Genomic DNA, 22,165 nt, shown 5'->3' on the forward strand with positions numbered 1-22,165 from the left:
GACCGGTGGGTGAGGTGGACGAACTCGTCACGAGAGGACGTCCCCCGGTGTTCGGAAAACGCTACACAGAGCAGCTGATCGAGCGCAGCGCGGAGAACGCGACCGACCGCCGCCGCTTCCTCAAGGCTGCGGGAGCGGCGGGGCTCGGCGTCGCGGGTGCCGGTGCGCTCGGCACGGCGCTGTCGCTGGGCCTCGGCTCGGCTGGTGCCACGCAGCAGTACGGTGCGCAGGGAGGTGACAAGGGCAAGGAGGCGGCGAGCGATGCCGCCGTGCTGAACTTCGCGCTGAACCTCGAGTACCTCGAGGCGAACCTGTACTCGTTCGCCGTCTACGGCTACGGGCTGAACGAGAAGTACGTCAACGGGGTCGGCAACCTCGGCAAGGTCTCCGGCGGGCACGCGGTGCAGTTCAAGAGCGAACACGCCAAGCAGATCGTCCAGGAGATCGCCGGCGACGAGGTCGCGCACGTGGCCTTCCTGCGCAAGGCGCTCGACAAGGCGGCCGTCGCGCAGCCGGAAATCGACTTCCAGAACAGCTTCACCGCGGCCATGCAGGCCGCGGGGGTGATCAAGCAGGGCCAGACGTTCGACCCGTTCGGCAGCGAGAACAACTTCCTGCTCGCCGCCTACCTGTTCGAGGACGTCGGCGTGTCGGCCTACAAGGGCGCGGCGCCGCTGGTGAACAACAAGACGTTCCTCGACGCGGCGGCGGGCATCCTCGCGGTCGAGGCGTACCACGCGGGCATCGTGCGGTCGGCGTTGTTCGAGCGCGGCCTCGGCGACATCACCAACAAGATGTCCGACGCCCGTGACAGTCTCGACGGCAAGGCCGACGACGACGAAGGCGTCATCAAGGACGGCAAGGCGAACCTCGTCCCGGCCGACGCCAACGGCATCGCGTTCGGGCGCTCCGCCGAGCGCGTGCTCAACATCGCCTACCTGAACCCGGACAAGGTGTCCTCGGGTGGCTTCTACCCGCGCGGCCTGAACGGCGACATCGCCACCAGTGGTGCGAAGGAGAAGTAGGCACCGCGTGCCGCCGTCACGGTAACGTCGACGACGGCGGCACGCGGAGTCGAGGGGGCGCGAAGTGCGGGTACTGGTCGCGGGTGGCGGGATCGCCGGCACGGTCACGGCGATGGCGCTGAAGCTCGCCGGGCACGAGCCCGTCGTGTTCGAGGCCTACCCCGCGGGTGGGGACGACATCGGCGCGTTCCTCACGATCATGCACAACGGCATGGACGCCCTGCGCGCCATCGGCGCCGACGGGCCCGTGATCGACGCGTCCTTCGCCGCCTACGGTGTGGAGCTCGTCGCCCCGACGGGGGAGACCGTCGGGCGGCGCGAGTTCGACACCGAAGGTCTCGACAAGCCGCGCACCCTGACCCGAGCGACGCTCTACGGCGTCCTGCAGGACGAGGCCGCGCGCCGCGGTGTCCCGCTGGAGCGTGGTCACCGGCTGGTGCGCGCGACGCCGGGCGCCGGCGGCGTCACGGCGGAGTTCACCGACGGCACCACCGCGACCGGCGACGTCCTCGTCGGCGCGGACGGGGTGCGTTCGGTCGTCCGGCGGCTGATCGACCCGGCCGCCGACGAGCCCCGCTACACCGGGCTGACCGTCGTGTACGGCTACACGCGCGCGGGCGGGCTGCCCGCGGCGCCGGGGATCTACCGGATGATCCGCGGCAGCCGGGCGGCCTTCGGGTTCACCACGGACCCGGCCGGAGCGACCTTCTGGTTCGCCCGCGTCCCGGACGCCGAGCGGCCCCGCGAGGAGATCGCCGCGGTCACCCCGGCGGCCTGGCGCGAGTTCGCGCACGCGGCGTTCGACGGCGACCCGTTGCCCTGCGCGGAAATCATCGCCGCCACCGGCGACGAGGTCTTCGGCGGCCACTCCTACGACGTCCCGGAGACGCGGGTGTGGTCGACACGCGAGATGGTCCTCACCGGGGACGCCGCCCACGCCGCGTCCCCGGCCGCCGGCCAGGGCGCGTCGATGGCGCTGGAGGACAGCGTCGTCCTGGCGCAGTGCCTGCGCGACCTCCCGGACCCGGCGTCGGCGTTCGCCGCGTACGAGGCGCGGCGGCGCGAGCGGGTGGAGAAGCTGGTGGCGGCGAGCGCGGGCCAGGACGTCGGCGAAGAAAGCGGCTGGCTGTACTCGCACCACATCGACTGGGAAGCGAAGATCACCGCCTAGCGCGCGCCCGGCTTCGAGCGCGCCATTGGACGCGCCCGAGGTGGCCTTCGGTGCGTTGAACGCATCCAGGGCCACGAGCGGAATCAGCGCGGCGGGCGGGAGCCGCAGGAGTCGCGGACCACCAGTTTCGTCGGCAGCAGCACCGGTTCCGGTGCCGTCGCGTTCTCGAGCATCGCCAGCAGCGCGCCGGCCGCCGCCGTGCCGAAGCCCGGCTTGTCCTGGGCCACCGTCGTCAGCGCCGGGTCGACCAGGGACGCCACCTCGATGTCGTCGAACCCCACCACGGCCAGGTCCGCCGGCACGCGCAGCCCGGCCGCGCGGGCCGCCAGCAGCGCGCCGACCGCCATCTCGTCGCTGGCCGCGAACACCGCCGTCGGCGGCTCCTTGCGGGCCAGCAGCCGCCGCATGCCGACGAAGCCGCTCTCGCGGTAGAAGTCGCCGCCGATCACGAGATCCTCCGACACCGGCAGCCCCGCGTCGGCCAGCCCGCGCCGGTACCCCTCGGTGCGTGCCGTGGCCGGCGCGTTGCCGCGGGGGCCGGTGATCGTCGCGATCCGGCGGTGCCCGAGGGCGGCCAGGTGCCGGACCGCTTCCGCCGCGCCGCCCGCGTTGTCCGAGGTCACGTGGGTGGCCCGCGGTCCGGACAGGGCGACGTCGAGTGCGACGCACGGCAACCCGGACTGGGCGAACGCGGTGAACGCGTCGGCGTCCGTCCCGCTGTCGATGAGCACCAGCCCGGCCAGGTGGTGCCGGCGGGTCATGCTCACGTAGCCGACCGGGTCGGCCAGCGACACGCCCGGGTTGCGGTCGCGGGCGTCGTCGCTCGTCGCGAGCATCAGCAGGTGGTAGCCGTGTGAGCTCAACGCGGATTTGAGGCCCAGCAACAGGTCCTGCAGGAACGGGTGCCGCCAGCCGGGCCGCCGGTGATCGGTGTCCCAGACCAGCCCGACCATCGCCGACTGCTGCCGCGACAGCGCGCGCGCCGACTCGTTCGGCGAGAAATCGAGCTCCCGCGCCACGCGTTCGACGCGCTCGCGCGTCGTCGCGCTGACCGTGGCGGGGCGGTTGAACACCCGCGACACGGTGGCGACGGAAACCCCGCAGAGCTGTGCGACCTCGCGCGCGGTGACCATGGCGTTCTCCGTTCTTGTAACCGGTTACATCTGTAGCACACGACCTCGGACTGCGTAAATGCCGAGGTACGTTATTATTTCGTTACTTGACGGCGCCGTGCTGGGAGCGCTCTCATGGGACCCGCGTTTTCCGACCGGCCCGCAGAACAACGGAGATCTCATGCGCCCGAAAACGAGAAACCGCCGGATCCGCTTGCTCGCGGGGGTGGGTGCCACCCTGGTCGCGCTCACCGCGCTGAGCGCCTGCGGGGACAGCGGTGCCGCCGGCGGCAAGGTCAAGCTGAGCCTCGGCCTGTTCGGCAACTTCGGCTACACCGACCTGATCAAGGAGTACCAGGCGGCGCACCCGGACATCGAGATCACCGAGCGGACCGCCGCCTACTCCGACCACCACAAGAACCTCGCCGCGCATCTGGCCACCGGTGCCGGCGCCGCGGACGTCGAGGCCATCGACACCGGGTACGTCGCCCAGTTCAAGGCGACGCCGGACAAGTTCGTGGACCTCAACACCGTCGGCGGCGACAAGCTCAAGGACCGCTGGCTCGGCTGGAAGTGGGCCGCGTCGCTGGCCAAGGGCGGGCAGCAGATCGGCTACGGCACCGACGTCGGCGGCCTGGCCATCTGCTACCGCCGTGACATGTTCAAGACCGCCGGGCTGCCCGAGGACCGGGACGCCGTGTCCGCGCTCTGGCCGACCTGGCAGGCGTTCTTCGAGACCGGCAAGCGCTTCCAGGCCCAGGCGCCCAACGGCGTCAAGTTCATGGACGGCGGCCCGACCGTGCTCAACGCGATCGTCGGTCAGGCGCCGGTCGGGTACTACGACCAAAACGACCAGATCGTCGTGGGCAGCAACCCGGCGCTGCGCCAGGGCTGGGACCTCGTCGCCGACGCGGTCAAGGCGAACCTGAGCGCGGGCCTGCTCTACAGCACGCCGCAGTGGAACACCGGCTTCACGCAGGGCCAGTTCGCGACCGTCACCTGTCCGGCGTGGATGATGACCAAGATCAAGGACCAGGCCCCGGACACCGCGGGCAAGTGGGACGTCGCGGCCGTGCCGGGTGGCGGCGGCAACTGGGGCGGCTCGTACCTGACCGTGCCGAAGCAGGGCAAGCACACCAAGGAAGCCGCCGAGCTGGCCGCCTGGCTCACCGCGCCCGAGCAGCAGGCGAAGGTCTTCACCAGCAAGGGCCTGCTGCCGTCGGCGCCGTCGCTCTACGACGACCCGAAGATCACCGGCTACACGAACCCGTTCTTCTCGGGCGCGCCCGTGGGCAAGGTGTTCACCGACGCGGCGAAGAAGCTGAACCCGCAGTACCAGGGCCCGAAGGCCGGCGACGTGCAGACCGAGTTCGGCAACGCGATGCAGCGCGTCGAGCAGGGCAAGCAGGACGGCGCGGCGGCGTGGCAGCAGCTGGTCGGTGACGTCGCGAAGATCAAGTGATGGCGCGACCGCTGACCTTCGCCGAACGGCGGCAGAAGTGGGACGTCAAGCTGTCGCCGTTCGGCTTCATCAGCCCGTACTTCCTGATCTTCGGCGTCTTCGGGCTCTTCCCGCTGCTGTACACGGCGTTCGTGTCGCTGCAGAAGCGGAACCTGATCGACGCCGAGGGCGCGCAGTTCATCGGGTTCGGCAACTACGAGCAGCTGCTCTTCCACGACCCGTACTTCTGGAACGCGATGGGGAACACGGTCAGCCTGTGGCTGCTGACCACGATCCCGCAGATCCTGTTCGCGCTCGGCATCGCGCACCTGCTCAACCGGCGGCTGCGCGGGCGGACGATGTTCCGGATGGGGATGATCCTGCCCAACATCACCTCGGTGGCGGCGGTGACGATCATCTTCGCGCAGCTGTTCGGCCGGGACTTCGGGCTGATCAACTGGGTGCTGAGCTGGTTCGGCGCCGGGCAGGTCGACTGGCAGGCCGGCACGGCCAGCTCGCACACCGCCATCGCGTCGATGGTGGTGTGGCGCTGGACCGGCTACCACGCCCTGATCTTCCTGGCGTCGATGCAGGCGATCCCGTCGAGCATGTACGAGGCCGCCACCCTCGACGGCGCCAAGGGGTGGCAGCAGTTCTGGCGGATCACCGTGCCGCTGCTGCGGCCGCAGATCATCTTCTCCACGGTGATCGCGACCACCGGGAACATGCGGCTGCTCGCCGAGCCGCTGCTGTTCAACCCCGGCGCCGCGGCCGCCACCGGCGGGTCGGACCGGCAGTTCCAGACCGCCGCGCTCTACCTCTACGAACAGGGCTTCACCAAGTACGACTTCGGCTACAGCTCGGCGATCGCGCTGATCCTGGCCGTGGCCACGATGCTCGTCGCGGGGCTGTCGTACCTGGTGACCCGGCGCATCCAAACGGACTGAGGAGCGGACATGACCACCGTGCTGACCCCGGCCGCCCCCGCGCCGCCGGCCGCCTCGCCCGGGCGGGCCCGGCGGATCGCCCGGCGGGTCGCGAGCCCGTGGACCTACGCCGCGCTGATCGCGATCCTGGCCGGCTCGGCGTTCCCGGTGTACTGGTCGTTCGTCGTCTCCTCGCAGACGACGGAGGCGGTCGGGAGCGTGCCGCCGGTCCTGGTGCCGGGCGGGCACCTGTTCGAGAACATCGCCCGCGTCTTCGACCAGACGGACTTCGCGCTGGCGCTGGGCAACTCGGTGATCGTCGCGGGCACGATCACCGTCTCGGTGGTGCTGTTCTCGACGCTGGCCGGGTTCGCCTTCGCCAAGATGCGGTTCCGCGGGCGGACCGCGCTGCTGCTCGTCGTGGTCGCCACCCAGGCGATCCCGACCGAGCTGGGCGTGGTGCCGCTGTACATGATGATGGCCGACTTCGGGTGGGCCGGGCAGCTGCAGGCGGTGATCGTGCCCGGCCTGGTCACCGCGTTCGGCGTGTTCTTCATGCGCCAGTACTTCGAGCGGGCGCTGCCGCTGGAGCTGCTGGAAGCGGGGCGGATGGACGGCTGCGGTTCGCTGCGGCTGTTCTGGCACGTGGCCCTGCCCGCCGCCCGCCCGGCCGCGGCGGTGCTCGGCCTGTTCACCTTCATGCAGGCCTGGAACGACTTCTTCTGGCCGCTGGTGGTGCTGGTGCCGGAGAACCCGACCGTCCAAACCGCACTGTCCACACTGGCCAGCGGCTACACCACCGACTACACGCTCGTGCTCACCGCCGCCACCATCGGCACCGTCCCCGTCCTGATCGTGTTCCTGCTGTTCGGCCGCCAGATCGTCGGCGGCATCATGCAGGGCGCGCTCAAGGGCTGACCTCCCGGAGCTCACCGTGACTTCCAGCTTCCCGCCCGCCTTCCGCTGGGGTGTCGCGACCTCGGCGTTCCAGATCGAGGGCGCCACCGACGTCGACGGCCGCGGACCGTCCATCTGGGACACGTTCGCGGCGGTTCCCGGCGCGGTGGCCGGCGGCCACACCGGGGAACCGGCGGCCGACCACTACCACCGCTGGCGCGCCGACCTCGGCCTGCTCGCCGAACTGGGCGTCGACTCCTACCGGTTTTCGGTGTCCTGGCCGCGGATCCAGCCGGACGGGCACCGCCTGGAGCGCCGGGGCCTCGGCTTCTACCGGCGGCTGGTGGAGGGGCTGCGGGAGCGGGGGATCGAGCCGTTCCTGACGCTCTACCACTGGGACCTGCCCCAGGCCCTGGAGGACGCGGGCGGCTGGCGGTCCCGCGACACGGCGTTCCGGTTCGCCGAGTACGCGGCCCTGGTGCACGAGGAGCTCGGCGACGTCGTCGACCACTGGACGACGCTGAACGAGCCGTACCCGTGCGCGGTCGCGGGCTACGGCGAAGGCCGCCACGCGCCGGGGGCCCGGGAGGGGCACGGCGCGCTGGCGGCCGCCCACCACCTGCTGCTGGGCCACGGCCTGGCGGTGCGGGCGATGTGTGAGCGGGCGGCTCTGCCGCACCAGTTCGGCATCGTCCTCAACCAGTCGCCCGCAGTGCCGGTGTCGTCCTCGGCCGCCGACGCCGCGGCGGCCGCGCGGCAGGACACCCTGCTGCGCCGCCAGTTCACCGATCCGCTGTTCGGCGGCCGCTACGCACCGGGCCTGTCGGCGATGTTCGACGGCGTCTCGGACTTCTCGTTCCGCCGCGACGAGGACCTCGAGACGATCGGCGCCCCGCTGGACTACCTGGGCGTGAACTACTACTACCGCCTGCACGTCGCGGACGCCCCGCACCGCGAGCCGGACCCGGCGTTGCGGACGGTGGCCGACATCGGCGTGGACACTTCGCGGCTGCCGGACGTCCCGCGGACGGGCATGGGCTGGCCGGTCGAGCCGGAGGGTCTCACGGAAGCCCTGGTCGGCCTGCACAACCGATACCCGGGCCTGCCCCCGGTGTACGTCACGGAGAACGGGTGCGTGTACGCGGACCGGAGCGATTTCGCGGACTACGAGCGCATCAATTTCCTGAACGACCACATCGAGGCGGCCCGCACCGCCGCGGCGGCCGGGGTCGACCTGCGCGGGTACTTCTGCTGGTCGCTGCTGGACAACTTCGAGTGGGCCCACGGGTACAAGCACCGCTTCGGCCTGGTCCACGTGGACTACGAGACGCAGCAGCGCACCCCGAGGTCGAGTTACCGCTGGTACCGCGACTTCATCGAGGCCCAGCGCGGGTAGGTCCGGCAACGCCAGGATGACAAGTGCCCGAGGTGGCCTTGGTCGCGGTCAACGCACCGAAGGCCACCTCGCGGCGCTTACTTCCGGTACAGGCCTTCGATGTCGTCGGCGTAGTTCTTCGTCACCACGTTCCGCTTCAGCTTCAAGCTCGGCGTGATCTCCCCGCCCGCCTCGGTGAAGTCGTTCGCCAGCACGGTGAACTTCTTGATCGCCTCGGCCTTGGACACCGACTTGTTCGCCTCGTCGACCGCGGCCTGGATCTCCGCGAGCAGGTCCGCGTCGGACGAAAGGTCCGCGACCGTGGCGTTGGCGGGCTTGCCGTGCTGGGACTTCCAGGACGGGAAGTACTCCTCGTCCACCGTCACCAGCGCGGCGATGAACGGGCGCTGGTCGCCGACCACCATGGCCTGGCTGATCAGCGGGGACGCCTTGATCGTGTCCTCGAGGCCGGACGGGGCGACGTTCTTGCCGCCCGCCGTCACGATGATCTCCTTCTTGCGGCCGGTGATCTTCAGGAAGCCGTCCGTGTCGAGTTCGCCCAGGTCGCCCGTGTGGAACCAGCCGTCCGTGAGGGCCTCGGAAGTCGCCTGCGGGTTGTTGTAGTACGCCCGGAACACGACGTCGCCCTTGAGCAGCACTTCGCCGTCGTCGGCGATGCGGACCGAGGTGCCGTTGACCGGCTTGCCGACGGTGCCCACGCGGAACGCCGTCTGCGTGTTGACGTTCGCCGCCGCGGACGTCTCGGTGAGGCCGTAGCCCTCGAACACCGGGACGCCGATGCCGCGGAAGAAGTGCGCCAGCCGCGCGCCGAGCGGGGCGCCGCCCGAGACCGCCGCGACGCAGCGGCCGCCGAGGGCCGCGCGCAGCTTGCCGTAGACGAGCTTGTCGAACACCAGGTGCTTGGCCTTCAGGCCGAGCCCGGCGCCGCCCTTGTCCTGCGCCTCGCTGTAGGCGACCGCGGTGGCTTCGGCGGCGTCGAAGATCTTGCCCTTGCCTTCGCTGTGGGCCTTCTGCTTCGCCGAGTTGTAGACCTTCTCGAACACGCGAGGCACGGCGACGACGAACGTCGGCCGGAACGTGCCCAGGTCGGCGACCAGGTTCTTGACGTCCGGGGTGTGCCCGAGGGTGACGCGGGCGGTCAGCGCGGTCACGGCGATCGCGCGGGCCAGCACGTGCGCCAGCGGCAGGAAGCACAGCAGCGAGTTGCCCTGCTCCATCAGCTGCGGGAACGCCTCGATGTCGGCGCGGATCTCGGCCAGGAGGTTCCGGTGGGTCAGCTCGACGCCCTTGGGGCGGCCGGTGGTGCCCGAGGTGTAGACGATGGTGGCCAGCTCGTCCGCGGACACCTCGCGGCGCCGGTCGTGCAGCTCGTCGTCCGACAGCGAAGCGCCCAGCGCGGACAGCTCTTCGACGGCGGGGGAGTCGCCCTCGATCTGCCACGTGCTGTCCAGGTCGGTGAGCCGGTCGCGGATCTCCTCGACGGCCGCGGCGTGGCCGTTCGTCTCGACGAACACGCCCTTGGCGGCCGAGTCGGACAGGATCCAGTGGACCTGCTCGGGGGAGGACGTGTCGTAGATCGGGACGGTGACCGCACCGGCCGCCCAGATCGCGAAGTCGATCAGCGTCCACTCGTAGCGGGTCTTCGACATGATCGCGACGCGGTCGCCCCGGCCGATCCCGGCCTTGGCCATGCCCTTGGCCACGGCCAGCACCTCGGCCGCGAACTCCTTGGCGGTCACGTCCAGCCAGCTGCCCTCGACCTGGCGGCGGAAGCTCACCACGTCGGAGAACCGCTCGGCATTCGCCCAGACGACGTCGGACATGTTTTCGTCGTCGGCCACCGGCTTGCCGGCGGGAGCGCTGTATTCGCGCACGTGGGACCTCCGTGTTCAAACGCGTGCGGCAGGTGACACCGCTGTTACCCGCCAGTCAACTTAGCGTGGTGAGCACCTTAAGACCATGCTGATCGGCGCCGCGAGGCGAGGGCGTGACATTCTTCGCACGTGAACGCGCCACCCTCACTCGACATCGTCGACGAGACGTTCCTCGCCGTTCCGCCCGCCACCGTGGCCGCGGTCTTCGCCGAGCCGGCCTCCTGGCGGCGTTACTGGCCCGACCTGGTCCTCGAGGTCTACACCGACCGGGGGGACAAGGGCCTGCGCTGGACCGTGACGGGTGCCCTCGTCGGTACGATGGAGGTCTGGCTCGAGCCGGTGCTCGACGGCACCCTGCTGCACTACTTCCTGCGGGCGACCCCCGCCGACGCGGCCGGGACGCCCCGGGCGCTGGCGCCACGCGACCTGCGGCGGGAGTTCGACCGGCGGGCCCGTGCGGCGAAGGCGATCGCACTCGGGCTCAAGGAGATCCTGGAGGACGGGCGCGAGCCCGGCGTTCCTCCGCGGGGCGAGGGCTAAGGGGTTCAGGGGTGCGGGTACACGTCGTCTCGGACGTGCACGGCAACGCCGACGCGCTGAAGCGCGCGGGGGACGGGGCCGACGCCCTGGTCGTGCTCGGTGACCTGATCGACTTCGTCGACTACCGCGACCACGACAAGGGCATCATGGGTGCCCTGTTCGGCGCGGAGAAGGTCGGCGAGTTCGCCCGCCTGCGCCGCGAGGGCACCCGTGACGAAACCGTTGCCTTCTCGCGCACGCTCTGGGCGAGCCTCGACGACCCGGGCGGCGCGGTCGACGAGGCCATCCGCGCCCAGTACGCGACGTTGTTCGCGGCGATGACCGCGCCCACCTACGCCACGCCCGGCAACGTGGACACCCCGGCGCTGTGGCCGGAGTTCACCGGCGAGGGCGTCCGGGTGCTCGACGGCGAGGTGGCGGAGATCGGCGGCCTGCGGTTCGGGTTCGTCGGCGGCGCGCTGCTGCCCGACGGCGTCGTCCCGCGGCCCCGCAAGGGCGCTGTCTGGCGTCCCTACCTGCGGGATCGCGAGGACTACGACCGGAGCGTGGCCGCTCTCGAGCAGGTCGACGTCCTCTGCACGCACGGCCCGCCCGCGCTGCCGGAGCTGACCTACGACGTCGTCGCGCGCCGCAGCGAGATCGGCTCGACGGCGCTGCTGGAGCTGATCCGGGCCCAGCGGCCGCGCTGGTCGGTGTTCGGGCACGTCCACCAGCCCCTGGCGGCGCGCGCCCGGGTCGGCCTGACCGAGTGCCGTAACGTGGGTCACTTCAAGGAGACCGGGCAGCCCTACGTGCTGCGCTGGTGACCAACCGCGGCGGCTACGCTTCGACCCATGGCCGAGCAGTCCACACAGTCCATCGAGGTCGACGCCGAGCCCAGCCGGGTGATGGCCGTGATCGCCGACTTCCCCGCGTACCCGGAATGGGCCAAGGCCGTCCGGCAGACCGAGGTCCTCGACACCGACGGCGAGGGCCGGGCCAAGCAGGTCAAGCTGACCTTGGACGCGGGTCCGATCAAGGACGTCTACACCCTCGAGTACGACTGGGACGAAGACGGCCTCGGCGTCAGCTGGCACCTGGTCAAGGGCCAGATGCAGAAGGCGCAGAACGGCCGCTACGCGCTGGCCGACCTCGGCGGCCGCACGCGGGTCACCTACACGCTGTCGGTCGAGCTGGCGCTGCCGATGATCGGCCTGCTGCGCCGCAAGGCCGAGAAGATGGTCATGGACACCGCGCTGAAGGAGCTCAAGAAGCGGGCCGAGGGCTAGCGTGCGGATCCTGCTGTGCACCGGCAAGGGGGGTGTCGGGAAGACCACGCTGGCCGCGGCCACCGGCGCCGCCCTCGCCGCCCGCGGCAGGAAGACCCTCGTCGTGTCCACCGACCCGGCGCACTCGCTCGGGGACGCCTTCGCCCGTCCCCTCGGCGCCGAACCGTCCGAAGTGGACGCTCTGCTTTCCGCCGTGCAGGTGGATTCGCGCTCCCTGGTGGACTCCGGCTGGCAGCGGCTGCGCGGTGAGCTGCGGGCGGTGCTGGCCGGTGCGGGCCTGGACACCCTCGACGCCGAAGAGCTCACCGTGCTGCCCGGCGTCGACGAGCTGCTCGCCCTCACCGAGGTCCGGCGGCTGGCCGAGGACGGGCCGTGGGAGACCGTCGTCGTCGACTGCGGGCCGACGGCCGAGACACTGCGGCTGCTCGCCCTGCCCGAGGCCGTCTCCGGCTACCTGACCCGCGTGTTCGGGCCGCGCGGCGGCGTCACGGACTCGGTGCGCCGCCTCGGCGCCCACCTCGACGGCCTGCGCGCGCTGCTCACCGACCCGTCGGTGACGACGGTCCGGCTGGTCCTGACGCCGGAGCGGGTGGTCGTCGCCGAGGCGCGGCGCACGCTCAGCTCCCTGGCCCTGCGCGGCATCGCCGTCGACGGGCTGATCGCCAACCGGCTGATGCCCGCGCCCGGCATCTGGCGCGGCGCCGCCGCGTCCTGGCTGCGCACGCGGCGGACGCAGCAGGACGCCGTGCTCGCCGAACTCGCCGCGGCCGGGATCGGGCCGGTCGCCCGGGTCGAGCACCGCGCCGTCGAGCCGGTCGGGCTGCCGGCGCTGCTGGAGATCGCCGCCGAGCTCTACCGCGGCGAAGACCCCCTCGCGGGCAACGGTGTCCCCGTCACCCCGCTGCTGCGCGTGCGGCCGGCCACCGGCGGGTACACCCTGCGCGTCGCGGTCCCGCTCGCGCGGGACGCCGAGGTCGACCTCGCCCGCGTCGACGACGACCTGGCGATCACCGTGGACGGCTTCCGCAGGCTCATCGCCTTGCCGGAGCCGCTGCGGCCGTGCCGGATCACCGGCGCGGAATCCGACGCCGACGGCCTGGTCGTGCACCTGGCCGGGAACCGGGGACGCGGGTGAGCGAAGAGGAACACGGGCCGCGCCTGACGGAGGAGATCCGCCTGCTCGCCGAGATGGTCGCGGAGAAGGCGGCGCCGTGGCTCGAAGGCGTGCTCGCGGCCGGGCACGACACCTTCTTTTCGGGGGTTCCGGGTGGCGGAGCCCCCGGCTCGGGGCGAAGCCCCGGTGGTTGCAGCAGCTTCTTTTCGGGGGTTCCGGGTGGCGAAGCCCCCGGCTCGGGGCGAAGCCCCGGTGGTTGCAGCAGCTTCTTTTCGGGGGTTCCGGGTGGCGAAGCCCCCGGCCCGGGGCGAAGCCCCGGTGGTTACGGGACCCCTGACGAGGCGAAACCGGACGGTTCGGCGTGCGGCTGGTGTCCGCTCTGTGCGATCGTCGCGGTGGTGCGGGGGGAACGGCCCGAGCTGGTCGCGCGGCTGGCCGAGCAGCTCGCGCAGCTGATCGCCCTGCTGCGTGCGGTGCTCGCGGACCGGTGGGAGCCGCAGGAGGGCGTGCACATGCCCGGGTTCCGGCCCGCGCCGCGGCCCGCGGCGGACGCCACGGTGTCGGTCAGGGTGCAGCACATCGCCGTCCGCCGGCGCGACGAGTGGGAGAGCTGAGTGCGGACGATAGGGGTGGACGTCGGCGGGACGAGCATCCGGGCCGGCGTGGTGGACGAACGCGGCTCCCTGCTCGACACGGCCCGCGTCGCGACGCCGACCGAGGAAGGTGCCCTCGAGGACGCCATCGCCGGTGTGGTCGAGGACCTGCGCAACCGGCACGACGTGGCCGGGGTCGGCCTGGCGGTGGCGGGCTTCGTGGCGCGCGACCGCCGGTCGGTGATGTTCGCCCCGCACCTGGCCTGGCGCGGCGCGCCGGTCGCCGACCGGATCGAAAAGCGCGTCGGCCTGCCGGTGCTGCTGGAGCACGACGTCAATTCGGCGATCGTGGGCGAGCACCGCTTCGGCGCGGCCCGCGGCGCCCAGGTGGCCGCCCTGGTGGCCCTGGGCACGGGCATCGGCGCGGGGCTGCTGCTGGACGGCAAGCTCTACCGCGGCGCGTACGGCGTCGCGCCGGAGCTGGGTCACTTGACGGTGGTCCGCGGTGGCCGCCCCTGCCCGTGCGGCAAGTACGGCTGCTGGGAGCGGTACTGCAGCGGAACGGCCCTGGCGGCCACGGCGGTGGAGCTGCTGGCGCGGCACCCGGGCCGGTCGACGGTGCTGGCTCCCCAGGTCGCGGGCGACCCGGGCTCGGTGACGGGCCGCCGGGTGGCGGGCGCGGCGCGCGACGGCGACCCGATCGCCCAGCTGGCGATGGCGGAGCTGGCCAAGTGGCTGGGCGAGGGACTGGCGCTGGTGGCGGACGTGTTCGACCCGGAGATCATCGTGATCGGGGGCGGGGTGTCGGAGTCGGCGCCGCTGTTCCTGGACGAGGCCCGCGAGCACTACGCGGGCACGATCACCGGCGCCCGCCACCGCCCGCTGGCCCGCATCAGGACGGCCCACCTCGGCGACGACACGGCGATCGTCGGCGCGGCGGCCCTGGCCCTGGAAGCGGCGAAGACCCCGGTCTGACTGCCGCCGCGGCGCGGCCGCGGCCCATCGGATCCAGCGTCACGACGGCGGTGGCCGCCCCGCCGGCCGGTTCCGGGTCGTCCGGCCCGACGAACGCCCCGAACTGTCGGTGCTCCCCGGTAGCGTCGAATTCGGGGGCTGCTCGAAACGGCGGGCCGCGCTGACGTCGGCGAGAATCCCGGCCGTCCCGTGTCGTCCGTCGCCCGATCGGGTACTCCGTCCCGGCCGAGGGGAGGGAGCGGGCATGGCGGCCGAGGTGTGGATCGGGGTCGGCGGTGCGGTTCTGATGGCCGCCGCTGCCTTCGCCCGGGCGAAGGCGCGCCGGAAGTGGGTGGCGGTGGCCGCCGGCGTCCTCGTGCTCGCGGGCTGGACCCTCGTGGGGCAGTTCCTCATCAAGCCGCTGGTGCCCGGCCCGGTGCTGGCCGTCATCCTGCTCGGCGGCCTCACGCTGGGCATCCTCCTGACCGCGATCATCGGCAGCCGCGCGAGCCGGGCCCCCAAGCGATGACGGGCGACCCGCGACCGACCTGTGCCACGCTGGACCGGTGAGTCACCTGTCCGCGAGCGTCTTCGTCCGCTGCTCTTGCGGGCACCTGCACTGGGGGCGCTACGGGGCCGCGGGCCTGCTGCTCGTCGACCCCGCCCGCGGTGTCCTCCTGCAGCGCCGCGCCTGGTGGGTGCACCACGGCCGCACCTGGGCGCTGCCCGGGGGAGCCATCGAAGCCGGCGAAACCGCCGTCGGAGCGGCCGCGCGGGAAGCCTTCGAAGAGGTCTCCGTCCCCGCCGACGCCTTCCGCGCGGTCTCCGCCTCCGTCGTCGACCACGGCGACTGGAGCTACACCACCGTCCTCGCCCTCGCCGACGGCGCCGAAGCGCGCGTCGCCAACACCGAAAGTGCGGAGGTGCGCTGGGTGGATCCCGACGACGTCCCCGGTTACCCCCTCCACCGCGACTTCGCCGCCGCGTGGCCGGACCTGCGCGACCGCGTCGGCCGCGAACTCGTCCTGGTCGTCGACGCGGCCAACGTCGTCGGCTCGCGCCCGGACGGCTGGTGGCGCGACCGGCACGGCGCCGCCGAGCGCCTGCGCGACCAGCTGGCCAAGCTCGCCGAAGCCGGCGTGCCGGACCCGGACGACCCGGCCGTGACGTGGTGGCCGCGGATCGTCCTGGTCGTCGAAGGCCAGGCCAAGCACGTCACCGGCACGGAAGGCGTCGAGGTGGTCGCCGCGGACACCGACGGCGACTCGAAGATCGTCGAGGTCGTCGGGCAGCAGAAGGCCAAGGTCCTGGTCGCGACGGCCGACCGGGAGCTGAAACGGCGCGTCGAGGCGCTCGGCGCGTCGATCGTCGGCCCCAGCACGCTGCGCCGTCAGCTCGACGAGCTCTAGTCCTTCGCGATCCCGTCGCGCATCTCGGCCACCAGCGACGCCGTCACGGCCTTGAGGCTGCCCTTGTGCTGCTCGGCCACCGCGCGCTGCCGCCGGTAGCTCGGCCCGTACCGCAGGATCGTCTCGACGTCGCGCAGCTCGGCCACGCAGTCCAGCCGCCGCGCCACCGGCTCCAGCCGGTCCAGCAGGTCGGCCACGTCGTCGGTGACCAGCCGCTCGCGGCCGGCCGCGTCCAGGATGACGATCGCGTCGGTGCCGTAGCGGGCCGCGCGCCACTTGTTCTCCTGGACGTGCCACGGCGGCAGTGTCGGCAGGATTTCGCCGTCTTCCAGGCGCTCGACGAAGTCGTCCACCAGGCACTGCGTCAGCGCCGCGATCGCGCCGACCTCCTCCAGCGTCGGCAGGCCGTCGCAGACGCGCATCTCGATCGTGCCGAGCTTCGGCGACGGCCGGATGTCCCAGCGGATCTCCGAGAAGCTGTCGATCACGCCGGTGGTGAACATGTCCTCGACGTAGCTTTCCAGCTCCGCCCACTTCCGGAACTGGAACGGCAGCCCGGCCGTCGGCAGCTGCTGGAACATCAGCGCCCGGTTCGACGCGTACCCGGTGTCCTCGGCGCCCCAGTACGGCGAAGACGCCGACAGCGCCTGCAGGTGCGGCGCGTAGTTGAGCAGCGCGTCGAGGACCGGCAGCACCTTCTCGCGGTGGTCGACCCCGACGTGGATGTGGACGCCGTAGATCAGCATCTGCCGTCCCCACCACTGGGTCCGGTCGATCAGCTTGGCGTAGCGCTCCTTGTCGGTGACCTTCTGCTGGTACCAGTTCGAGAACGGGTGCGTCCCCGCCGAGAACATCTCGACGCCGAGCGGGTCGGCGACGCCGTGCACGACGTCGAGCGAGTCGTTCAGGTCGGCCTTGACCTCGGCGATCGTGTCGCAGACGCCGGTGATGATCTCGATCGTGTTGAGCAGCAGCTCCTGCTTGATCTTCGGGTGCTCCGCCTGCCCGTCGGGCCGGACGGCTTCGAGGATCTGCTCGGCCACCGAGGACAGTTCGCCGCTGCGGCGGTCCACCAGGCCGAGCTCCCATTCCGCGCCGACGGTCGATCGCCGCGAAGGACTGAACTCGATGTGCATCGCCGTCCGTCAGACCTGGGCGCCCGTGCTGGGGTCCGCGCCGGGCGGCGGACCCTGGCGCACGCGGAGCAGCAGCAGCGCGATCGCCGTCGCGAGCGCGAGGATGCCCAGCGGCGTCGCCACCGTCGGGCCGACGCCGATCGCGCCGGGCAGGATCAGCAGGAACAGCCCGGCCAGGAACAGCAGCAGGATGAGGAACGCGCCCAGCTTCGGCCGGGGAAGCGGCGGCGGCTCGGGCGGGACGTAGTGCTCGTCGTCCTCCGCCGGGTCGTCGGAGAACATCGTGGTGTCCCACGACGTGCCCCCGGACCGCCAGCCCGGCTCGGGCGGGGCCTCCACGGCCGGCGGGTCGGCGGGCCGTTCGGGCGTCTTGCGCGACTCGGATTCCGCGCTCGCGGTGTCTCCGGTGTCCGCGGTCTCCTCTTCCGGGAGCCCGAACCCGGCGGCCCGCAGGTCGGCGACGATCTCGGCGAACGTCGCGTCGACGTCCTCCGGCCCGTCCTTCCCCCGGCTCATGCGGTCTCCTCGGGCTGGGCCGCGTGCGCCTTCGCGAACTCGACGCTGCGGGTGAAGATCACTTCGGCGTCGTTGTCCTGCGTCGCCACGTGGTAGCTGTTCTCCAGCACGACCTCGGTGACGTCGGTGCTCGAGACGCCGTCGAGCACCAGCTGCGAGTTCACCGGCTCGACGACGTGGTCGACCGACGAGTGCAGCAGCAGCACCGGCTGCGTGACCTTGGCCAGGTCCGCGCGCACGACCGCCCACAGCTTCGCCAGGCTCGCCGCGGCCCGCACCGGCGTGCGCGGGTAGGCCAGCTCCGTCTCGCCCGGCTTCTTGATGTCGTTCGCGATCGCCGGCACCGACGGCACGATCCGGCCCAGCACCGGCAGCAGCCGCGTGTCCCACTTCAGCCGCGTCACCGACGGGTTGACCAGGACGATCCCGGCGATCCGGTCGCCGAACTCCTCGGCCAGGCGCAGCGTGAGCGTGCCGCCCATCGAGAGGCCGCCGACGAACACGGTCTTGCAGGTCGCCAGCAGCGCGAGCAGGGCCTCGCGGACGGCGCCGTACCAGTCTTCCCACGTCGTGCGGTTGAGGTCCGGCCAGCGGGTGCCGTGGCCCGGCAGCAGCGGGCAGCGCACCGTGAACCCGGCCCCGGCCAGGTGGTCACCCCAGGCCCGCATGCTCGCCGGGGTACCGGTGAACCCGTGGCAGAGCAGGAACCCGGTATCGGCCGAACCGGTGTGGCCGAACGGTTCCGCGCCGGCGAGCACGCCCATGCGATCGCCTTCCGTGTGAGCGGGGCAGTCCCTCCATGCTCTCACGCCCGGCGGACCTTGTGGGGGTCCGCCCGGGCCCCGAATTCGCTGTGAGATCGATCGCTGCCGAAGTGGTAACCGGGTGGTCTGCGTTGTGCGGCGGCCACCCGGGTTCGTAGGCTGTTCGTCTCGGGTGCACAGGGGCTGCGGCTGCGATGGAGGACTGAGACACCGGTGCTGTACTGGCTCATGAAGTGGGTGTTCCTCGGACCGCTGCTCAAGACGCTCTGGCCGACCAAGGTCGTCGGCGCGGAGAACATCCCCGAGACGGGTGGCGCGATCCTGGCCGGCAACCACCTGGCGGTCGCGGACTCGTTCTTCATGCCGCTGCGGGTCAAGCGCAAGGTGACCTTCCCCGCCAAGTCCGAGTACTTCACCGAGCCCGGGTTCAAGGGCAAGCTCAAGAAGTGGTTCTTCACCGGGGTCGGCCAGTTCCCGATCGACCGGTCCGGTGGCAACGCCGCCCAGGCCGCCCTCGACACGGCGATCCGCCTGGTCCGCGAGGGGCACCTGCTGGGGATCTACCCGGAGGGCACCCGCTCGCCGGACGGGCGCCTGTACAAGGGCAAGACGGGCGTGGCTCGCATTGCCCTGGAGTCCGGCGGCGTCGTGATCCCGGTGGCGATGGTCGGCACGGACAAGGTCAACCCGATCGGCTCGAAGATGTGGTGGCCCCGCCGCCTCGAGGTCCGCTTCGGCAAGCCCCTGGACTTCTCGCGCTACGAGGGCCTCTCGGGTGACCGCTTCATCGAGCGGTCGATCACGGACGAGATCATGTACGCCCTGATGGAATTGTCCGGCCAGGAGTACGTCGACATCTACGCGGCGAAGGCGAAGGAACTCCTGGCGGCGGAGGCCGCCGGGGTCAAGCCCGCGGTGCCCGCCCAGCCTTCTGCGCGCGACGCGGCCCGGGTGCCGGATTCCAAGGTCGGCTGACCCACTACTGTTCACCAGTGCGTTTTTTCTACGACACCGAGTTCATCGAAGACGGCGTGACCATCGATTTGGTGTCGATCGGAGTGGTGGACGAGCAGGGCCGCGAGTTCTACGCGGTCTCGACGGAGTTCGACCCTTCGAAGGCGGGGCCGTGGGTCCGGGACAACGTCCTGGACAAGCTGCCCTCACCGGCCGACCGAGCGTGGCGGAGCAGGGAGAAGATCCGCAACGACCTGCTGGAGTTCTTCGGCAAGCCGCCGGGCGGGATCGAGCTGTGGGCCTGGTTCGCCGCGTACGACCACGTGGCGCTGGCCCAGCTGTGGGGTCCGATGCCGGCGTTGCCGCGGCAGCTGCCGCGGTTCACGCGTGATCTGCGCCAGCGGTGGGAGGACGCCGGGAAGCCGAAGCTCCCGGCGGCGCCGACCGACCAGCACGACGCCCTGGCGGACGCCAAGCACAACCTGGCCCGGTGGGAAGTGATCGAGAACTACTTCCCGCGCCGCTGACCCCCCGGCTGCGATGACTCGTTCCTGGCGTCCGACGCCAGGAACGAGTCATTCACGTCGTCTCAGCCCGGCGCTCGGCCGGAATTGTCGGGGGTCCCCGGTAACGTGAAAACCGGGGGACCCCCGGGCCGGGGACCTCTCAGCGGCGCGCCCGCACCGCCGAGGCGAGCTCGTCGAGCAGCGGCGCGGTGTCGTCCCAGGCCAGGCACGAGTCCGTGATCGACTGCCCGTAGGTCAGCTCCGAGGCGTGCCCCAGCGAAAGCTCCTGCCGCCCACCCGCCAGGAAGCTCTCCATCATCAGCCCGGCGATCCCGCGCTCGCCCGCCGCCAGGCGCGCGGCCAGCTCACGCACCACCGCACCCTGCCGCACGTGGTCCTTGCCGCTGTTCCCGTGCGAAGCGTCGATGATCACCCGCTCCGGCAACCCCGACTTCGCCAGCCGGGCCAGCGTCTCCTCGACGGTCCGGGCGTCGTAGTTCGGGCCGGTGTTGTGGCCGCGCAGGATCACGTGGCAGTCCGGGTTGCCGGACGTCGTCAGCAGCGCCGCCAGGCCGTCGGTGTTGATGCCCGGGAACACGTGGCTGGCCGCCGCCGCGCGGGTGGCGTCGATCGCCACCTGGACGTCGCCCTCGGTCGAGTTCTTGATGCCCACCGGCATCGACAGCGCGCTGCACAGCTGGCGGTGGACCTGGCTGGCCGCCGTGCGGGCGCCGATCGACCCCCACGTCACGATGTCCGCGATGAACTGCGGCGTGATCGGGTCGAGGAACTCGCACCCGACCGGCAGGCCGAGCGCCGACACGTCGAGCAGCAGCTTGCGCGCCATCCGCAGGCCCTTGTTGACGGCGAACGTGCCGTCGAGGTCCGGGTCGTTGATCAGGCCCTTCCAGCCCAGCGTCGTGCGCGGCTTCTCGAAGTACACGCGCATCACGACGTGCAGCTCGCCGCGCAGCTCCTCGGCCTTCGCCGCCAGCCGGCGGGCGTAGTCGAGCGCGGCTTCGGGGTCGTGCACCGAGCACGGGCCGACCACGACGAGCAGCCGGTCGTCGCGGCCTTCGAGGATGTCGACCGTCTCGGCGCGGCCGTGGCGCACCACCTTCGCGACCGCGGCGTCGACCGGATGGTCTTCGCGCAGCATCGCGGGCGAAATGAGCGGACTGATCGACGTGGTGCGCGCGGCGTCGAGGTCACCGATGGTGGCCGGTCCGGCGGAGAGCGTCATGGCGGGGGTGTTCCTTCCTGGTGGACACCGACCCGCGGGGGACTCGCCGAGCCGGTTTCGAAATCCGGCTCGGGGTGGGAGTCAGCGCAGGTTCACGCCGCCGCGCCCACCCGGGGCCGGCTTCGTAAACCAGAAATAGCGCTGCATGCGCGTCAACGTAGCACAGCCGTCACCGGGACCGATCCGGCAGGTGGTACGGCCTGCACCGATCAAGACGAGAGCCGCTACGCTGGCGTCTGACGAAATGTGACTGTCATCTCCCGAGAACAGACGGAGGCTTCTCATGCGTGTCGGTGTGCTGACCGGCGGCGGCGACTGCCCGGGACTCAACGCGGTGATCCGCGCGGTGGTGCGCAAGGGCATCGAGGTGCACGGCTGGGACTTCGTGGGCTTCCGCAACGGCTGGAACGGCCCCCTCACCGGCGACAGCCGCCCGCTGGGCCTGAACGACGTCGAGGACATCCTCACCCGCGGCGGCACCATCCTGCGGTCCTCGCGCACGAACCCCTACAAGGTCGAGGGCGGCGTCGACAAGATCAAGCAGGTCCTCGCCGACCAGGGCGTCGACGCGCTGATCGCGATCGGCGGCGAGGACACCCTCGGCGTCGCGAAGCGGCTGACCGACGACGGTGTCGGCGTCGTGGGCGTGCCCAAGACGATCGACAACGACCTGGGTGCGACCGACTACACCTTCGGCTTCGACACCGCGGTCTCCATCGCGACCGAGGCGATCGACCGGCTGCACACCACGGCCGAGTCGCACCACCGCGCGCTCGTGGTCGAGGTCATGGGCCGGCACGCCGGCTGGATCGCGCTGCACTCCGGCCTCGCCGGCGGCGCGAGCGTCATCCTGGTGCCGGAGCGGCACTTCAACGTCGACCAGGTCGTCTCCTGGGTCGAGCGCCGCTTCGAGAAGGAGTTCGCGCCGATCATCGTCGTCGCCGAGGGTGCGCTGCCCGAGGGCGGCGAGGAGAAGCTGCTGACCGGCGAGAAGGACGCCTTCGGGCACGTCCGCCTCGGCGGCATCGGCACCTGGCTGGCCGACGAGATCGCCCACCGCACCGGCAAGGAGTCCCGCGCGGTCGTGCTGGGCCACGTCCAGCGCGGCGGCACCCCGACGGCCTACGACCGCGTCCTGGCCACGCGCTTCGGCCTCAACGCGGTCGACGCGGTCGCGGACGGCGACTTCGGCGTCATGGTCGCCCTGAAGGGCACGGACATCGTCCGCGTGAAGCTGTCCGAGGCGACGGCCGAGCTGAAGACGGTTCCGGTCGAGCGCTACCAGGAAGCCGAAGTCTTCTTCGGCTGAGTTTCCCGCCGAGGGCC

23 protein-coding genes are annotated in these 22,165 nt (G+C 71.6%); 17 read left to right on the top strand and 6 right to left on the bottom strand.

Annotated elements, in window-relative coordinates; genetic code table 11:
• Nucleotides 1-47: 47 nt before the first annotated feature.
• Nucleotides 48-1,025: a ferritin-like domain-containing protein gene (locus QRY02_RS01640; RefSeq protein WP_285989714.1), complete on the top strand. Its 978-nt coding sequence runs from the start codon at nt 48-50 to the stop codon at nt 1,023-1,025.
• Between the two features lie 64 nt (nt 1,026-1,089).
• Nucleotides 1,090-2,196, top strand: a complete 1,107-nt coding sequence (locus tag QRY02_RS01645) for an FAD-dependent oxidoreductase (protein ID WP_285989715.1) — start codon at nt 1,090-1,092, stop codon at nt 2,194-2,196.
• 83 nt (nt 2,197-2,279) lie between these two features.
• Here the strand turns inward: QRY02_RS01645 and QRY02_RS01650 are convergent, their stop codons facing one another.
• Nucleotides 2,280-3,329: a LacI family DNA-binding transcriptional regulator gene (locus tag QRY02_RS01650; RefSeq protein ID WP_285989716.1), complete on the bottom strand. Its 1,050-nt coding sequence runs from the start codon at nt 3,327-3,329 to the stop codon at nt 2,280-2,282.
• A 160-nt stretch (nt 3,330-3,489) separates the two neighbouring features.
• Between QRY02_RS01650 and QRY02_RS01655 the strand changes: the two genes are divergently transcribed.
• From QRY02_RS01655 to QRY02_RS01670, 4 genes are read left to right on the top strand one after another with little or no spacing between them, the layout of a single operon-like run.
• Nucleotides 3,490-4,770, top strand: a complete 1,281-nt coding sequence (locus QRY02_RS01655; RefSeq protein WP_285989717.1) for an ABC transporter substrate-binding protein — start codon at nt 3,490-3,492, stop codon at nt 4,768-4,770.
• The gene (locus QRY02_RS01660; protein WP_285989718.1) at nt 4,770-5,696 is read left to right on the top strand and encodes a carbohydrate ABC transporter permease; all 927 of its coding nucleotides are present in this window, start codon (nt 4,770-4,772) and stop codon (nt 5,694-5,696) included. The genes QRY02_RS01655 and QRY02_RS01660 overlap by 1 nt, the downstream gene beginning before the upstream one ends.
• A 9-nt stretch (nt 5,697-5,705) precedes the next feature.
• The gene (locus tag QRY02_RS01665; protein WP_285989719.1) at nt 5,706-6,593 is read left to right on the top strand and encodes a carbohydrate ABC transporter permease; all 888 of its coding nucleotides are present in this window, start codon (nt 5,706-5,708) and stop codon (nt 6,591-6,593) included.
• A 16-nt stretch (nt 6,594-6,609) separates the two neighbouring features.
• Complete coding sequence (locus tag QRY02_RS01670) at nt 6,610-7,968, top strand: GH1 family beta-glucosidase (protein WP_285989720.1); 1,359 nt, start codon at nt 6,610-6,612, stop codon at nt 7,966-7,968.
• A gap of 77 nt (nt 7,969-8,045) precedes the next feature.
• Here the strand turns inward: QRY02_RS01670 and QRY02_RS01675 are convergent, their stop codons facing one another.
• Nucleotides 8,046-9,842 carry an AMP-dependent synthetase/ligase gene (locus tag QRY02_RS01675; RefSeq protein WP_285989721.1) on the bottom strand — a complete coding sequence of 599 codons (1,797 nt, stop codon included), beginning with the start codon at nt 9,840-9,842 and terminating at the stop codon, nt 8,046-8,048.
• 129 nt (nt 9,843-9,971) lie between these two features.
• On the opposite strand from QRY02_RS01675, the gene QRY02_RS01680 reads away from it, so the two are divergent.
• The 8 genes from QRY02_RS01680 to QRY02_RS01715 all read left to right on the top strand — a co-directional run bounded on the left by QRY02_RS01680 (nt 9,972) and on the right by QRY02_RS01715 (nt 15,720).
• Complete coding sequence (locus QRY02_RS01680; protein ID WP_285989722.1) at nt 9,972-10,382, top strand: polyketide cyclase / dehydrase and lipid transport; 411 nt, start codon at nt 9,972-9,974, stop codon at nt 10,380-10,382.
• Nucleotides 10,383-10,393: 11 nt separating this feature from the next.
• On the top strand, nt 10,394-11,188 hold the full coding sequence (locus QRY02_RS01685) for a metallophosphoesterase family protein (RefSeq protein ID WP_285989723.1): 795 nt from the start codon (nt 10,394-10,396) through the stop codon (nt 11,186-11,188).
• A gap of 27 nt (nt 11,189-11,215) precedes the next feature.
• Nucleotides 11,216-11,650 (top strand): SRPBCC family protein, encoded by a 435-nt coding sequence (locus tag QRY02_RS01690; protein ID WP_285989724.1) that lies wholly within the window; start codon nt 11,216-11,218, stop codon nt 11,648-11,650.
• Nucleotide 11,651: 1 nt separating this feature from the next.
• Nucleotides 11,652-12,785, top strand: coding sequence for an ArsA family ATPase (locus QRY02_RS01695; RefSeq protein WP_285989725.1), 1,134 nt, complete (start codon nt 11,652-11,654; stop codon nt 12,783-12,785).
• Nucleotides 12,782-13,378 (top strand): hypothetical protein, encoded by a 597-nt coding sequence (locus QRY02_RS01700; RefSeq protein WP_285989726.1) that lies wholly within the window; start codon nt 12,782-12,784, stop codon nt 13,376-13,378. The genes QRY02_RS01695 and QRY02_RS01700 overlap by 4 nt, the downstream gene beginning before the upstream one ends.
• A 15-nt stretch (nt 13,379-13,393) precedes the next feature.
• Nucleotides 13,394-14,332, top strand: coding sequence for an ROK family protein (locus tag QRY02_RS01705; RefSeq protein WP_285993738.1), 939 nt, complete (start codon nt 13,394-13,396; stop codon nt 14,330-14,332).
• A 244-nt stretch (nt 14,333-14,576) separates the two neighbouring features.
• Nucleotides 14,577-14,840, top strand: a complete 264-nt coding sequence (locus QRY02_RS01710; protein ID WP_285989727.1) for a hypothetical protein — start codon at nt 14,577-14,579, stop codon at nt 14,838-14,840.
• Nucleotides 14,841-14,877: 37 nt separating this feature from the next.
• Complete coding sequence (locus QRY02_RS01715; protein WP_285989728.1) at nt 14,878-15,720, top strand: NUDIX hydrolase; 843 nt, start codon at nt 14,878-14,880, stop codon at nt 15,718-15,720.
• On the opposite strand, the gene QRY02_RS01720 is transcribed toward QRY02_RS01715, so the two are convergent.
• The 3 genes from QRY02_RS01720 to QRY02_RS01730 are packed head-to-tail and all read right to left on the bottom strand — an operon-like array spanning nt 15,717 to nt 18,136.
• Entirely contained in the window at nt 15,717-16,856 is a 1,140-nt protein-coding gene (locus tag QRY02_RS01720) for a glutamate--cysteine ligase (RefSeq protein WP_285989729.1), read from the bottom strand. The two genes, QRY02_RS01715 and QRY02_RS01720, sit on opposite strands and share 4 nt — an antisense overlap.
• A 9-nt stretch (nt 16,857-16,865) precedes the next feature.
• Nucleotides 16,866-17,372: a hypothetical protein gene (locus tag QRY02_RS01725; RefSeq protein WP_285989730.1), complete on the bottom strand. Its 507-nt coding sequence runs from the start codon at nt 17,370-17,372 to the stop codon at nt 16,866-16,868.
• Nucleotides 17,369-18,136 carry an alpha/beta hydrolase gene (locus QRY02_RS01730; protein ID WP_285989731.1) on the bottom strand — a complete coding sequence of 256 codons (768 nt, stop codon included), beginning with the start codon at nt 18,134-18,136 and terminating at the stop codon, nt 17,369-17,371. Before QRY02_RS01730 ends, QRY02_RS01725 begins: the two co-directional genes overlap by 4 nt.
• Nucleotides 18,137-18,349: 213 nt before the next feature.
• Between QRY02_RS01730 and QRY02_RS01735 the strand changes: the two genes are divergently transcribed.
• Nucleotides 18,350-19,111 carry a lysophospholipid acyltransferase family protein gene (locus QRY02_RS01735; protein WP_285989732.1) on the top strand — a complete coding sequence of 254 codons (762 nt, stop codon included), beginning with the start codon at nt 18,350-18,352 and terminating at the stop codon, nt 19,109-19,111.
• A 17-nt stretch (nt 19,112-19,128) separates the two neighbouring features.
• On the top strand, nt 19,129-19,617 hold the full coding sequence (locus tag QRY02_RS01740; protein ID WP_013224331.1) for a polyadenylate-specific 3'-exoribonuclease AS: 489 nt from the start codon (nt 19,129-19,131) through the stop codon (nt 19,615-19,617).
• A gap of 139 nt (nt 19,618-19,756) precedes the next feature.
• On the opposite strand, the gene QRY02_RS01745 is transcribed toward QRY02_RS01740, so the two are convergent.
• Nucleotides 19,757-20,839: a 3-deoxy-7-phosphoheptulonate synthase gene (locus QRY02_RS01745; protein ID WP_285989733.1), complete on the bottom strand. Its 1,083-nt coding sequence runs from the start codon at nt 20,837-20,839 to the stop codon at nt 19,757-19,759.
• A 283-nt stretch (nt 20,840-21,122) separates the two neighbouring features.
• On the opposite strand from QRY02_RS01745, the gene QRY02_RS01750 reads away from it, so the two are divergent.
• Complete coding sequence (locus QRY02_RS01750) at nt 21,123-22,148, top strand: 6-phosphofructokinase (protein ID WP_086845267.1); 1,026 nt, start codon at nt 21,123-21,125, stop codon at nt 22,146-22,148.
• The last annotated feature ends 17 nt before the right edge of the window (nt 22,149-22,165 follow it).

The organism is Amycolatopsis sp. DG1A-15b (assembly GCF_030285645.1).
GTDB lineage: Bacteria > Actinomycetota > Actinomycetes > Mycobacteriales > Pseudonocardiaceae > Amycolatopsis.

Bases quoted from the DNA above. Each gene is read 5' to 3' on its own strand.
- QRY02_RS01650 (WP_285989716.1), bottom strand. From the start codon at position 3,329: ATGGTCACCGCGCGCGAGGTCGCACAGCTCTGCGGGGTTTCCGTCGCC.
- QRY02_RS01655 (WP_285989717.1), top strand. From the start codon at position 3,490: ATGCGCCCGAAAACGAGAAACCGCCGGATCCGCTTGCTCGCGGGGGTG.
- QRY02_RS01660 (WP_285989718.1), top strand. From the start codon at position 4,770: ATGGCGCGACCGCTGACCTTCGCCGAACGGCGGCAGAAGTGGGACGTC.
- QRY02_RS01665 (WP_285989719.1), top strand. From the start codon at position 5,706: ATGACCACCGTGCTGACCCCGGCCGCCCCCGCGCCGCCGGCCGCCTCG.
- QRY02_RS01690 (WP_285989724.1), top strand. From the start codon at position 11,216: ATGGCCGAGCAGTCCACACAGTCCATCGAGGTCGACGCCGAGCCCAGC.
- QRY02_RS01710 (WP_285989727.1), top strand. From the start codon at position 14,577: ATGGCGGCCGAGGTGTGGATCGGGGTCGGCGGTGCGGTTCTGATGGCC.
- QRY02_RS01720 (WP_285989729.1), bottom strand. From the start codon at position 16,856: ATGCACATCGAGTTCAGTCCTTCGCGGCGATCGACCGTCGGCGCGGAA.
- QRY02_RS01725 (WP_285989730.1), bottom strand. From the start codon at position 17,372: ATGAGCCGGGGGAAGGACGGGCCGGAGGACGTCGACGCGACGTTCGCC.
- QRY02_RS01730 (WP_285989731.1), bottom strand. From the start codon at position 18,136: ATGGGCGTGCTCGCCGGCGCGGAACCGTTCGGCCACACCGGTTCGGCC.
- QRY02_RS01745 (WP_285989733.1), bottom strand. From the start codon at position 20,839: ATGACGCTCTCCGCCGGACCGGCCACCATCGGTGACCTCGACGCCGCG.
- QRY02_RS01750 (WP_086845267.1), top strand. From the start codon at position 21,123: ATGCGTGTCGGTGTGCTGACCGGCGGCGGCGACTGCCCGGGACTCAAC.